This window comes from Sulfurimonas sp. NWX367, from assembly GCF_039667065.1.
Classification (GTDB): domain Bacteria; phylum Campylobacterota; class Campylobacteria; order Campylobacterales; family Sulfurimonadaceae; genus Sulfurimonas; species Sulfurimonas hydrogeniphila.
Genome location: NZ_JALCZM010000002.1, coordinates 505,111 through 518,584, shown reverse-complemented (window position 1 = coordinate 518,584; position 13,474 = coordinate 505,111). Strand labels below are relative to the sequence as shown.

Annotated in this window: 17 protein-coding genes; all 17 read right to left on the bottom strand. The window is 40.3% G+C overall.

The genetic code is table 11. From position 1 onward, the window contains the following. Positions 1-3: 3 nt before the first annotated feature. A complete protein-coding gene (gene rpmF / locus MNY28_RS07280) occupies positions 4-153 on the bottom strand; it encodes a 50S ribosomal protein L32 (protein WP_013326319.1) in 150 nt (49 codons plus the stop codon). A 75-nt stretch (positions 154-228) separates the two neighbouring features. Then, a complete protein-coding gene (locus tag MNY28_RS07275; RefSeq protein ID WP_346389370.1) occupies positions 229-600 on the bottom strand; it encodes a hypothetical protein in 372 nt (123 codons plus the stop codon). A gap of 9 nt (positions 601-609) precedes the next feature. Next, positions 610-1,023 (bottom strand): nucleoside-diphosphate kinase, encoded by a 414-nt coding sequence (gene ndk, locus MNY28_RS07270; protein ID WP_151900979.1) that lies wholly within the window; start codon positions 1,021-1,023, stop codon positions 610-612. A gap of 134 nt (positions 1,024-1,157) precedes the next feature. Next, positions 1,158-1,442, bottom strand: a complete 285-nt coding sequence (locus tag MNY28_RS07265; protein ID WP_151900980.1) for a 4Fe-4S dicluster domain-containing protein — start codon at positions 1,440-1,442, stop codon at positions 1,158-1,160. Between the two features lie 113 nt (positions 1,443-1,555). After that, positions 1,556-2,713: a methionine adenosyltransferase gene (metK, locus tag MNY28_RS07260; protein ID WP_151900981.1), complete on the bottom strand. Its 1,158-nt coding sequence runs from the start codon at positions 2,711-2,713 to the stop codon at positions 1,556-1,558. 83 nt (positions 2,714-2,796) lie between these two features. Further along, entirely contained in the window at positions 2,797-3,777 is a 981-nt protein-coding gene (locus MNY28_RS07255) for a lipid A deacylase LpxR family protein (RefSeq protein ID WP_346389369.1), read from the bottom strand. Continuing rightward, positions 3,767-4,609: a M90 family metallopeptidase gene (locus tag MNY28_RS07250; protein ID WP_346389368.1), complete on the bottom strand. Its 843-nt coding sequence runs from the start codon at positions 4,607-4,609 to the stop codon at positions 3,767-3,769. Before MNY28_RS07250 ends, MNY28_RS07255 begins: the two co-directional genes overlap by 11 nt. A 2-nt stretch (positions 4,610-4,611) precedes the next feature. Continuing rightward, positions 4,612-5,340, bottom strand: a complete 729-nt coding sequence (locus MNY28_RS07245) for a DUF4395 domain-containing protein (protein ID WP_151900983.1) — start codon at positions 5,338-5,340, stop codon at positions 4,612-4,614. Between the two features lie 77 nt (positions 5,341-5,417). Further along, complete coding sequence (locus tag MNY28_RS07240; protein WP_346389367.1) at positions 5,418-6,116, bottom strand: 2,3-bisphosphoglycerate-dependent phosphoglycerate mutase; 699 nt, start codon at positions 6,114-6,116, stop codon at positions 5,418-5,420. After that, positions 6,116-6,952: a lipoyl synthase gene (lipA, locus tag MNY28_RS07235; protein WP_346389573.1), complete on the bottom strand. Its 837-nt coding sequence runs from the start codon at positions 6,950-6,952 to the stop codon at positions 6,116-6,118. The genes MNY28_RS07240 and lipA overlap by 1 nt, the downstream gene beginning before the upstream one ends. Next, a complete protein-coding gene (gene lipB, locus MNY28_RS07230) occupies positions 6,942-7,523 on the bottom strand; it encodes a lipoyl(octanoyl) transferase LipB (RefSeq protein ID WP_346389366.1) in 582 nt (193 codons plus the stop codon). The genes lipA and lipB overlap by 11 nt, the downstream gene beginning before the upstream one ends. Continuing rightward, complete coding sequence (locus MNY28_RS07225; protein WP_346389365.1) at positions 7,520-8,812, bottom strand: NAD(P)/FAD-dependent oxidoreductase; 1,293 nt, start codon at positions 8,810-8,812, stop codon at positions 7,520-7,522. The genes lipB and MNY28_RS07225 overlap by 4 nt, the downstream gene beginning before the upstream one ends. 3 nt (positions 8,813-8,815) lie before the next feature. Then, the gene (locus MNY28_RS07220) at positions 8,816-10,027 is read right to left on the bottom strand and encodes a dihydrolipoamide acetyltransferase family protein (RefSeq protein WP_151900987.1); all 1,212 of its coding nucleotides are present in this window, start codon (positions 10,025-10,027) and stop codon (positions 8,816-8,818) included. After that, positions 10,020-10,997 (bottom strand): alpha-ketoacid dehydrogenase subunit beta, encoded by a 978-nt coding sequence (locus MNY28_RS07215; protein WP_346389364.1) that lies wholly within the window; start codon positions 10,995-10,997, stop codon positions 10,020-10,022. The genes MNY28_RS07220 and MNY28_RS07215 overlap by 8 nt, the downstream gene beginning before the upstream one ends. Further along, entirely contained in the window at positions 10,984-11,955 is a 972-nt protein-coding gene (locus MNY28_RS07210) for a thiamine pyrophosphate-dependent enzyme (protein ID WP_346389363.1), read from the bottom strand. The genes MNY28_RS07215 and MNY28_RS07210 overlap by 14 nt, the downstream gene beginning before the upstream one ends. A 20-nt stretch (positions 11,956-11,975) precedes the next feature. After that, entirely contained in the window at positions 11,976-12,407 is a 432-nt protein-coding gene (locus MNY28_RS07205; RefSeq protein ID WP_151900990.1) for a glycine zipper 2TM domain-containing protein, read from the bottom strand. 17 nt (positions 12,408-12,424) lie between these two features. Next, complete coding sequence (gene gap, locus MNY28_RS07200; protein WP_346389362.1) at positions 12,425-13,432, bottom strand: type I glyceraldehyde-3-phosphate dehydrogenase; 1,008 nt, start codon at positions 13,430-13,432, stop codon at positions 12,425-12,427. Between the last annotated feature and the right edge of the window lie 42 nt (positions 13,433-13,474).

Genomic DNA, 13,474 nt, shown 5'->3' with positions numbered 1-13,474 from the left:
TGACTACTTATACTCACCGGTAGTTGGGTTAATGTGGTGTGGTAATCTATAAGTTCCGTCTTTATCTTTAACCGGACGGGCTAAAGAAATTTTATAATGAGTTCTTCTCTTCGCTGAACGGGAATGAGAGACTCTTCTCTTAGGTACTGCCATAACTTTTTTCCTTAATTTAATTTTTCAATTGCGCCGTTGAGACGACTAAAGCTTTGCCTCAAACGAGGCAAGAGTTTAAAACTCAATTTCTTCTGGTTTAGAGCAATTTCCACATGAATGGTAATCACTTTTGATAAGTTCGATCTCTGAGTGTAAAATCTCTTCAAGATCCACATTACCGTCCAAAGACTCAACAACATCCAAAAGAGTGCTGCTGTCATCTTCGTATATTCCGTCATTAATGAAAAATTCGACCTCTTCACTAACTTTAAGATTAAAATCCTGCGCACATATATCACAGGATTTTTCCAGTGTTCCACTGATGCTTGCTTTAAGCAGAATCAATTTTGCACTATGGTACTCCAAAAAACCTTTAAAAGTCATTTCATTCGAGGTGACTTCAAAGTCTAAAGGAGTTTTTGTTACTTTTCTAAGCACAATCCTCATCGGATATACTTAAGAAATTTCTCTCTCAGCAAAAAAGAATGCAATTTCATTCGCAGCATTTTCAACCGAGTCACTTCCATGAACTGCATTTGCATCGATATTTTCAGCGAAATCTGCACGGATAGTACCTGCTTCAGCCTCTTTAGGGTTTGTAGCACCCATTAAATCACGGTTTTTCTGCATAGCATTTTCACCTTCTAAAACTGAAACAACAACCGGTCCACTGATCATAAAATCAACTAAGTCGTTGAAAAAAGGTCTCTCGGCATGAACAGCATAAAATGCCTCAGCATCAGCACGGGAAAGCTGTAGTTTTTTTGTTGCTGCAATTCTAAGACCATTGCTTTCAAAACGATCTAAAATTTTGCCTATAACACCTTTTGCAACTGCATCTGGTTTGATTATTGATAGTGTACGTTCCATCAAATCTCCTCTGAAAATATAAAATTAGAATGGAATTGTATCTAAAAAAAGATTGTTTTTAGTTTAAAATGTAAATTTTATGGATTTAAATGAATTAAAAGGAGTGTTATGAGAGCACAGAAGTGCTCTTATAACTATTCTACTACCGGTTCGTGGTTTAAACGCTGTTCTTCAGTAATATCTTCACGGTGCTGTGGACTTGGCCCAACAACATCCCATGTTATACAACCCTCAGTCGGACAAGCAGTAGCACATGCAGGCTCATCATGATGTCCAACACACTCTACACATTTGTCTGGATACACATAATAAATATCCTCACCTGTTGGATTATCATCCTCATCTACGATTGCTTCTACCGGACACTCATCTATACAAGCTCCACAGTTAATACATGTATCATTAATTACAACTGACATTTTATTCTCCTTGTTTTTATTAAAATGCAACTATACACTGTAGACTTTTAAATACAGCTAAAAGCGCTCAGCTAGTTTAAAAACTGTAGTTTATAGGTTACACTTAAACTATATTAGATGCCTAAATACTCTTTTATTGCATCAACTCTGTCTGTTTTTTCCCAGTTGAAACCAAGATTTTCACGGCCGAAATGTCCGTAAGCAGCCGTTTTTCGATAAATTGGCTTTAATAAATCCAGTGATTTGATTATTCCGGCAGGGGAAAGATCAAAAAGCTCTTTTATACAGCTTTGGATTTTCTCTTCTGCCACTATGCCGGTATTGTGCGTGTCAACCATAATTGAGACAGGCTGTACTACACCGATTGCATAGGCAACCTGAATCGTCACCTTGTCACAGGCTCCTGCGGCTACAAGATTTTTTGCAACCCAGCGCGCTGCATATGCGGCTGAACGGTCAACTTTTGTTGGATCTTTACCGGAAAATGCACCACCGCCATGTGGACAGCTGCCTCCATAGGTATCAACAATAATTTTACGACCTGTAAGTCCGGCATCTCCCTGAGGACCGCCGATTACAAATTTTCCTGTCGGATTGATATGAAAAACAGTGTTTTCATCCATCATCTCCGCAGGAATTACTTTTCGTATCACTTCTGCTATAACATCTTTGTGGATCTGCTCTTGCGATACTTCAGGTGCGTGCTGTGTGGAAATAACAACAGTTTCTACAGAAACAGGCTTCTCGTCTACATACTTTACACTGACTTGTGCCTTTCCGTCAGGACGCAGATAGGGAATAATTCCCTCTTTTCTTACTTCTGCCAGGCGTTCTGTCAAACGGTGGGAGAGGTGAATAGGCAAAGGCATCAGCACATCTGTCTCACGACAGGCATATCCAAACATTAACCCCTGATCGCCTGCTCCGGTTTCTCCTCCGGCCTGATCAACCCCCTGATTGATATCAGGAGACTGTTCTCCTATGCCGTTTAATACTGCAGCTGACCTGTGATCAAAACCATACGTTGCATCGGTATACCCGATATCTCGGATCACTTCTCTTGCAATCTCTTGCATTGGGGCATACGCCGTCGTCTTCAGTTCGCCTGCAATTACACAAAAACCATTTGATACCAGTGTTTCACACGCTACACGTGCATTGGTATCATGCTCAATAATATAATCCAGAATTGCATCACTGATCTGATCTGCCATCTTGTCAGGATGCCCTTCTGTTACAGACTCTGAAGTAAATATATACTCTTTCGTCATCGATTTTCCTTATTGAAGTACAGAGTCTCGCTCCGTAAATCATGTGGATTATAGCGAAGTAGCTTAAATATCAGTTGAATTCACTACTTAAATATATAAATATATTCAAAGCCTCCAAAAATATTAATTGCATTATCTTCTTTTATATAAGGAGTTGGAATTTCATAAAAAAGTCTAAATTTATGCTGATTATAATAGATACTTCCGGAAAAATAAGCTAAAGCATTTAAAATATTCTTATGTACTGCATAACCATCACTAGATGCTTTATCCAATATAACAGAATACAATAATACCTTTGTTTCTAAACCACTGCTTAACGACCAACCAAAACCATGTTTTAATGTATCAACACTCAGTAAATTTGCTTCTTCCTTCAAATAAGGGTAATGTACATTGAAATTTTGCACATAATTTTTTCCAATGCGTATACCAGTCCCGGTAAAAACTGAAACATCAAAATTTCCAGCAGTCATGCCATAATGATAGCACCAATCGGTTTGCAAGGTGTTCACTATTTTTCTTTGCCATGCTTTTACACCATGTTGCAGTAAAAAGTTAAGTGTATACTTGGTACCTAGCTGAGTGCTCCAGCCCTGAGGCTGCTCACTTTTTATTATTTTATGAAATTTTTTTTGAATAAATTCAGCACCAGAATATTTCCCCATAACACCAATTTCCACACGATATTCGTTAAAACTATCATCATCCCACTCAAATAAAAAACTTGATATAGAAAGATACCCTGCATATGGAAAATCATTGTATTGTACATTCTTTACATCTATATTTTCAGGTGTTATAATAATTTGTTCAAGGCTAATACCTGCATTATATTTTTTTGAACCATTTACAGGCAATGAAATCTTGTGTGCCAAGGATAGCAACATATTTGTATATACATTATCACATTTTTTCTTATCTTCAAGCCAATTAAAAGAAGCCCCATTTGTAAAATGTCCATCACTTCCTCCAAAAAAATCATTATAAAATGTAAATGAAATATTATCCGCATCTAATAACAAAGTGAAAAATAATATCCCTAACAATAATTTATTCTTCATTTGTAACCCCTTTAAATTCCATTTTATAAAAGCTGTTAAACTCTTCAAAGAGTTCCGGAAAGTGTTTTTTCAAAGCTTCAGGCTTTTCAAAATAACGCTCCGTGACAACGGCAAAGAATTCTGCCTCATTTGTTGCGGCATAGGCACCTAAAAGCTTGTATTTCCCCCAGTCACGATTTTTCAGGGCAACATCACTGAGTTTGTTAAACTCTCTTGAAAGCACTTTTGCCCACTCGTGATATTTTGCATACGGCAATGGCGGTGTTCCGTCTGCACTGCCGTCAAGAAAGTCTATTTCATGGGCAAATTCATGCAGCAACACATTGTTTTCATGGAGATGATAGGCATCTTTTTTTGCATCATGCCAGGAGATGACAACGGTATCACTTGCTGACTGTCCCTCAAGCAAAAATTCACCTTTGGTGTATATACCACCGTTGGCACTCACCTGCCTTGCAACCATAGTATAAGGATATATCAAAATTGTCGAAAGATTTTCATAACAGGCTGTAAACTCTACATGCAACACCAATAAACAGGCATGAAAAGCAATCACTATTTTCATTTCATCACTCACATCAATATTGATACCTGTAAACTCTTTTGTGTTGATAAAAATCAATATAGATTTATGTATGCGCTGTTGTTCTTCCTCTTTGAGTCTGTTATAGAGCACAATACGTTTGAGTATTGCTATATATTCTTGACGTATTGGCTGTTCTAAGATTTTTTGCAGTTTTTTTTGTTTGGAGTATGTGTAAATCACATAGGCACTCAGCAATGCAAAGCCGAGACCAAGCATAAGCGTTAAAAGAGCAAAATAGTAGTTCATTCCTAAAAATCGTCTTGTTCAAATTCTTGATCGGCTTTTTCATCTTCAATTCTCTGCAGTTCTTCATCACTGAGCATCATTGTTTTTATCTTTTTTGTCAAATTTGTTCTGTCCGGGAGTTTCGTCATGTAGGCATAGGCTCCGTATGCCATTACAATCACAGTGATAATCAGAATGCTTTTTTGCACCGGATTAAATGTCTGAATAGGCTCTTTAATTTTCATCTCACACACTCCGCCAGGGCAGTGTGTTGCCTTATTCTTTTTTACCAGATTAAAAATTTTACATCCCAGACAAATGGAAAAAGCTGCTTCAAAAAAGAGCAGTGCCATACAGATAAGGCACACAAGAACTTTTAGCGGATTTGGCTGAAAATCAAGCACCAGATAATAAAACATCGGCCAGGCTATTATCATGCCCAGTGCCCAGGCAAAGCGTTTTTGTTCGGCTCCGACATATTCCGGTGTCTGATTGCTTACAAAAAAACGTCCCAATAACAGACTCGGAGCATATCGTGGCTGAATCACTCTGAGTGTAAAATCAATAGCAAAAAACGTCACAAAGTATTTAGAAAACACTGCTGTCCCAAGCATCACTCCGTTTGTAAGCCCTATAAATGCACCTACAAAAAGAATTGCCGCGGCAGCTCTTGCTTCTCTCTCATTGAGTACCCGTACATCATAGCCGGGAACTTTTTCGCCATATGCAAAAAATTCTTTTAGTTTTTCCATTTTTTTCCTTCTCTAACTATCCAATTCAAATATCATAAAGTTTTTCATTAAAGTGTCGAATTATACATAATTCGGGTTTAACCTATCAAAACATTTTTCTGTAGTATCTTCATATCGCTGTCAAAATCATACATTATAATCTCGCCTGTCGGTATTTCAAATTGCACTATCTCCTGTGGAGTCATTTTTTCAAGTTCCATTACCAAGGCACGCAGAGAGTTGCCGTGTGCCGAAATCAACACAGTTTTTTTCTCCTGCAGTTGCGAAAAAATCTGCTCTTTATAATATTGCAGCACTCTCTTTTTTGTATCCTGTAAAGATTCTGACAAAGGCAAAAGCGCTCTGTTGACATTCGCATATTTTTTATCATTCCATACACATCTTTTATCGTTTACATGTAAAGGTGGCGGCGGCACGTCATAGCCGCGTCTAACAGCCAGAAATTTTTCTTCTCCATACTCTTTTTTGACTGTATCTTTATCTCTGCCCTGCCAGTCTCCGTAATGTCTTTCATTGAGTTTATAACTTTTAAGCATATTTATATGCTCCCATTCCAGCTCCTGCAGTAATATCTGTGCTGTATGAATGGCACGTTTCAGCCATGATGTAAAACAGATGTCCGGATAAATATTATGCTTTTTTAACACTCTTCCGGCTTTTTTTGCCTCATCCCTGCCCTGCTGACTTAAGTCAACATCTGTCCATCCTGTAAAAACATTTTTTTGGTTATATATACTTTGTCCGTGACGCACTAAAACCAACCTTGCTTTGCTCATTAGTCATCTCCCAAATTTTCTGCAAAATAAGAACTTCTTACCAAAATACCTGAAGCTACTGCACGAAATCCCATACACAAGGCCTCCTCTTTCATTTCATCAAAAAACTCCGGCGGGTAATATTTTGCTACCTTATGATGTTTTTGCGTCGGTTGCAGATACTGTCCGAGTGTCAATTCACTCACGCCGACATCCAGCAACTCCTGCATTGTGACCAGCAACTCTTTTTTTGTTTCACCAAGCCCACACATCAAAGAGGACTTTACATGTAAAGGTGAATATCTGGCATAATACTCCAAAACTTTTAATGAACGGTCATAATCACTCTGCAGACGTATACTTTTACTTAATCGTCTGACAGTTTCCTGGTTGTGTGCCAGTTTGTCAGCACCGCTTGTTGTAATTGTCTGCAAGGCATCTTGATGGTATTTGAAATCAGGCGTTAAAAGTTCTATTTTTATCTCTGGATTTTTCTCTTTTATCGCTTGGACACAGCGTGCGAAATGCCCGGATCCGTAATCTTTCAAATCATCTCTGTCCACCGATGTAATCACAACATACTGCAACTCTAACTCCTGGACAGCCTTCGCCAGACGTTGCGGTTCGTTCATGTCGACAGCTCTGCCATGACCTGTTTTTACGTTGCAAAAAGCACAGGCTCTTGTGCAGGTATCGCCTAAAATCATAAATGTTGCACTGTTTCGCGCATAGCACTCTGCTCTGTTTGGGCAGGCTGCCGCTTCGCATACTGTTGTCAAAATATTTTTTTCCAAAATATCCTGCATATTTTGTAAAATCTCCGGAGCAGGCACTTTTACTTTTGGTTTAAACGGCATCTTCAAAATGTTTTCCTATAAATTGTATCATCTGCTCGTTTACTTCTTCTGACGTGAGAATCAAGCCTTCATTTTTTAAAGAAGTCGGTACAATATTTGCCAGGTTACACGGTGAAACCAGTGAATGAAAGTCCAAATCCACATCAACATTCAAAGCAACACCATGCAAAGAAACCCCTCTGGAGTAGCGAAAACCCAAAGAGGCGATTTTACGATTTTGTATATAAAAACCGGGCTTGTTTTTGTCATATCTGACTGCAGGCAGATTTTTCATAAAAAAACTCTCGAAAGCCTCAAGAACTTTTTTATAAAATCGCGCCGGCTGTTTTACCTGAAAACAGAAATAAAAGATGTTCTGTCCCCTCGAGTGACAGGTAACGGAACCCCCTCTGTCGCTTTGCACGGTGGGTACATTGAAATGCCTTTGCTCATCGCTGCCCACTGTGAAAACCGCAGGATGCGAACACAGTATGAGGTGATTTTGTGTATCTTGCTGTGCCTTTACATGTAAAGCGTGCATCTGTCTGTTTGCTGTAACATATGCAATTTCACCCCAGTTATGGACAATCATAACTTAAAGAATGTTCTCTCTAAAGCTTCACTGAATGTCGGATGTCCGAAAATCGTCCGTTTTGCCTGCGCCGCATCCATTTCACCAGCCAAACTCATACCTGCGATGGCGACAAGTTCTTCTGCATTCGGTGCCAGAATTTCGGCACCAAGGATAAATCCTTCCTGATCCGCATATGTAATCATCACTCCTTTTGCAGCATGATTATATACAGAGTAGGGAAAATGACTCAAAGGAACAATGCTTGATTTTAAACCGTCAGTTTTTCCGACTACAGCATAACTCATAGGCAGGGTGTGTATAAATTTGACAACATGGTCCAGATTGAGAGGACGTGGATTGTTCCCTAAAATACGCTCTACAACATTTAAAACCTCTGCTCTTGCAGCATGAGCGAGCTGAAGTTTTGCGTTACAGTCCCCTATGGCATAATGATTTTTCAGGGTTGTTTCAAAAAATCTGTCTGTGACAATGCCTTTTTCAACTTCTATCTCTTTACATGTAAGAAAATCAACATTCGGTCTGCGCCCGGCTGCAACAAGCAAAACAGGCATATAGATACTGCTTTTGTCTTCAAAAGTGATATGCACACCTTTTTTTGTACTTTTTGCAGTTTGTATTTTGTGCATTTCAAGAATTTTCACACCGATTTTTTCAAGCTGGTTTTTTATCTCTTTTTGAATAAGCGGGTTTGAGTGTTTTAAAATTTGGTCGTCGCGATTGACAAGTGTTACCTGTGTGCCTGCCGTTGCGAAAAAACCTGCCATTTCCAAACCTATAGCCCCGACACCGTAAATGGCAATTTTTTCCGGCAGCTTTTGCATCATCAGCACCTCATCACTGACGATAATATCCTTGGCATTATACTCTATGCCTTCAGGAATAAAAGCCGAAGAACCCGTGCCCATGACGATATGCTCTGCTTCAAGAATTTTACCGTTGACTTCTACCTTATGGGGTTCTTTGAGTCGGGCTTCGCCCTCTATTAAATCTACATGCGCACACTGTTTCTTAATTGCCTGCCAGGCATTGTTTATCAAATCTGTTTTTCTATGAAAAAGCTTTTGCATTGAAAGTGCTGTTTGTCCTTCTAAAATGTCACTTTTTGACGCATACACAACATTGGCATAATGTAAAAACATTTTTGAAGGAATACACCCCTTATGCAGACAGACACCTCCAAGCTGACGCATATCTTTTTCAACCAAAGCCACTTTTTTGCCGTTTTTTGCCGCAACAATTGCTCCTGCATAGTTCAATCCGCCACCGATAAAAATTATGTCATACATCTTTCAGTCCTTAAATTGAAGAGGATTTTGTGCCTCTTTCTTGAGATCCTGCATAAAGAGTGCTGCCTCATAGCCGTTTATCACTCTGTGGTCTGCACTCAGGGTGAGAGATATCTTCCCATCCTGCAAACTTCCTACCGCTGCGATACCCGAGTCATTCTTGTTGATCATTGCATCAAAAGATTCTACACCCAGCATCCCAAGATTTGAAATACCGAAGCTTGATCCCTGCATATCTGCTGCAGTAAAAGAATTTGCTTTGAGCTTTGTTTTAAAGCTTTGCAGCTGTGCCGAAATTTCTGCTATAGAGCATTTGTTCGCATCTTTGACAACAGGCATGTAAAGATTTTTCTTATCTGCCACAGCAACGGCAATAGAGGCATTGGGACTTATAACAAGCGCATCATTTTGCAGGCGTGAACGAAATGCTTCATGTTGCATCATCACTTTTGCAAAAATCTTTATCAGCCAGGCGGTTATGCTGTATGCATCATGCTCCACAAAAAGTTTTGCATCAATATGCTCATACAAACGGTACACAGGCTTTTGTGCAGAAGCCGTCACATTGGCAATAATCGCCTTTTGCATCTGACTCAAAGGCTGTGGCAGGGGTGTTTCATTTTTGTCAATAAACTCCTGCACTTCTGCTTCGTTTATTTTATGGTTGAGTGTAAATCCTGCAAGATCCAAGCCGTACCTGTCCAACAGCTGTAATGCTTTTGGTGTAAAATAATGTTCTCTTAAATATGCCTCCACATCCTTTACATGTAAAGCATCTTTGGCTGTTTTTTGCAAAACACTCTGCATATCGACACCATACTGTGCCGCTTTGGCTCTTGCTTTTGGAGATATACCGCCTGTTTCTTTTTTTTGAAGATGTTTGACAACAGGTGTTTTGGGGATTGGTTCTGCCTGTTTTGCCACCGGTTTCTCGACAACTGCTGTTTCTGATGTTTTTACAACTTTTTCATTCTTACTTTCACTGGTTTGAATCCGAGCAATAACTTTTCCAACAGGAACAACATCACCCTCTTTTGCATTTATTTCTGCAACAACCCCGCTTTTAAAGCTCTGTACCTCCATAATTGCTTTGTCACTCTCAACCTCGGCAATCACATCTCCCACATCTACCTTTTGTCCCTCTTTGACTTTCCAGCTGATAAGCTTGCCCTCGTCCATTGAGTCGGAGAGCTGTGGCATCACTATTTCATACATCGTTTTTCTTACCCCATGCCACTATATCACGAGCAATAGACTCCGGTGTAGGAATACTCAAGAGTTCCAAAGTTCTGTTATAGGGAACTGGCACATCTTTTCCTGCCAGGCGCAAAGGCGGAGCATCCAAGGCATAAAACATCTCTTCTGCCGCCCAGGAAACTATCTGTCCTCCGTAGCCTCCTGTTTTGTGATCCTCTTCAACCATTACAAGACGGGAAGTTTTTTCTATAGATTTTTTCAGTGTTTCATAATCTACAGGGTTCAATGAGCATAAATCTATCACTTCGCAGGAACATCCAAGCTCTTTTTCTATCTCTGGGACTGCCAGCATCACATCATCAACCATTTTCAGGTAACTCACAATGGTAATGTCTCTGCCCTCTTTGGCTATTCTTGCCTGAAAAGGGTTCAGTTTTTGTGTAAAATCCACCTCTCCCTTTTTGTTATACAGCAGTTCATGCTCTATAAACACAACAGGATCATCTGACAAAATCGCATATTTGAGTGCATGGTAGGCATAATTGACATCATTCACACTCAACACTCTTAGTCCCGGTACCGCACAGAGCATCTGCTCATAACTTTCACTGTGCTGGGCTGCGAGTTGACGACTCACGCCCTGAGGAAACCGTACCACCATAGGCAATATGATTTTACCGTTGCTCATATAGTGCAGTTTTGCCATGTGGTTGATAATCTGATCAAAGGCAAGCAGAGAAAAATTGCCCGTCATTATCTCTGCTACAGGTCGCAAACCTCCTATAGCCATGCCCACGGCATTCCCTACAATACTCAGTTCCGCTATAGGTGTATCAATGACTCTTTTCTCACCGTATTTTTCCACCAGTCCTTCCGTCACACGAAAACTGCCACCGTAAAGTCCGACATCTTCTCCCAGTGTTACCACCGTATCATCTGCCTGCATCACCTCATCAAGTGCTTTGTTTAAAGCTTCACGATACAACATTTTCACGCTCCTCGTAAAAGAGATGTTCAAACAGAGCATCAGCCTCTGGTTCAGGGGATTCTTCGGCATATTTCACGGCATCTTCCACTTCTTCGTGTGCTTTTTTTTCTATATTTTGTATCTCTTCATTCGTGCAGAGCCATTTTTCATGTAAAGCTTTTTTAAACCTCTGTATCGGATCTCGTGCCTTGCAGTGTGCCATCTCCTGCGCACTTCTGTAACTGTTTGCATCACTGACAGAGTGTCCTTCGTATCTACATGTAAAGGCTTCTACAAAAACAGGACCGTGTCCTGATTCTATCTGTTTTTTTGCCTCACTCACTACCTCATACACAGCTTCAACGTCCATTCCGTCCACGGTATAGGTCATCATATAGGGTTCTGCTTTTTTTGCCTGTTCTCGAAAAGGCGCCGTTCGCTGAATATTTGTTCCGATTGCATATTCGTTGTTTTCACACAAAAAAAGCAGGGGAAGTTTGTGTGTGGCGGCAATATTGAGTGATTCAAAAAAAGCCCCGCCGTTTGTAGCTCCGTCACCGAAGATGGCCATCACACCCTCATCTTGTTCCAAAAAAGCTCTTGCATAGGCACAGCCTACGGCATTAGGGAGCTGTCCTCCGACAATGGCATCTCCGCCGTAAAAAAAATGCGCAGGTTCAAAAAGGTGCATAGAACCGCCCTTGCCGCCGCTTACCCCTGTAACTTTTCCAAAGAGTTCCGCCATAACAGCTTTAGGCTCAAGTCCACGGCTCATTGCCATAATGTGTTCACGATAGCCTGAAAAAATATCGCCTTTTTCAAAGGCTTTTACCGCACCGACACTCAAAGCTTCCTGTCCAATATCCAAATGTAAAAATCCGGATATATTGCCTTGCATATAATTCTCTTTTGCCGCATACTCAAAAGCACGTCCAAGAACCATCAGATAGTACATCTCTTCAGCCAGTAGTTTGTTCATGTTTTACTACTTATACATGCTTAAAACGGTTCGACGCTATATACACGACCATTTCTTTTGACTATACGGATTCTTTCGCCCTTGTAAAAATCCTTACCTTTGGCAATGACCACAACTCTTCGTCCGTCATCCAGAAGAACGCTGAGTTCAAGGGCATTGGCTTTACCCAGTTGGCTTCCCGCATATGCACCGCCTAAACCGCCTGCAAGTGTTGCCAGAGCACTTCCTCTGCCTTTACCGATTAGTGAGCCCAACACTATACCCGATACCGCTCCAATAAATGTACCTGTGCCATTATCTCTTATAACAACAGGTTTCACAGACTCAATTGTGCCAACCTGATAACTCAATTCATAATTCACAGCACTCGGATCTATTTCATTAACACCGCGTGTTGCACATCCGCTAAAAAACAAACTCCCTGCCAAAACAGTCGCTACAATTCTTTTCATATTTTTATCCTCTCTTTTTATAATTTTGAAGCCATATAATCAGTTACTTCAAGCAGTCTTTGTGAATACCCGTATTCATTATCATACCACGCCATTACTTTAACCATTCTTCCACCTATAACAGATGTCGAAAGTCCGTCTATTATAGAGGAGTGACGATTTCCCAATATATCACTTGAGACTATTTCATCTTTTGTAAACTCCAATATACCCTGTAATTCACCCTCTGAAGCTTCTAAAAAAGCTTCATTGACACTTTCTATGCTCACATCTCTGTGCAACAATGCCACAACTTCGGTTATAGCACCGTCGGGAACAGGCACCCGCAGTGCCATCGCTTCCATTTTTCCTGCCAATGCCGGAATAACTTCAACCGTGGCGACTGCCGCACCCGTTGTCGTCGGTATAATGTTTATAGCCGCTGCACGACCGCGTCTGCGTTTTTTTGCACGTTTGTCAACTGTTACCTGTGAAGATGTGTAGGCATGGGTTGTCGTAATCATGGCATTTTGCACACCGAAACGCTCTTCAAGCACTTTCATCACAGGTGCAAGTGAATTTGTCGTGCACGAAGCATTGGAGACAATATGGTGCTTTGCAGTGTCATACTCCTGATGGTTCACACCTTTGACTATCGTCAAATCCACATTTTTTCCCGGTGCAGAGATAAGCACTTTTTTTGCCCCTGCTTCTATATGCTGCACAGCCAAAGTTCCATCCGTAAAACGTCCGGTACAGTCTATAACAATATCTATACCCAACTCTTTCCACGGCAGTTCAAGCGGATTGTGATTACTGACGATTGTAATTTCATGCCCGTCAATGATAAGTTTGTTTTCTTTTGTTTCAATAGAAAAATCTGCCCGCCCATGCACAGAATCATATTTCAGAAGGTACGCAGCATCTTCTACACTTGAAGTGTTTGCCGCAACTATTTCACAGTTTTTTGGAAGATTGTTAATATAATGCCGAAGTACCTGATTTCCTATTCTTCCGAGTCCGTTAATTGCTATACGTTTTTTCATAATTATTCTCTTTTATTTTCATTTATTGACTGTTACCTTTGT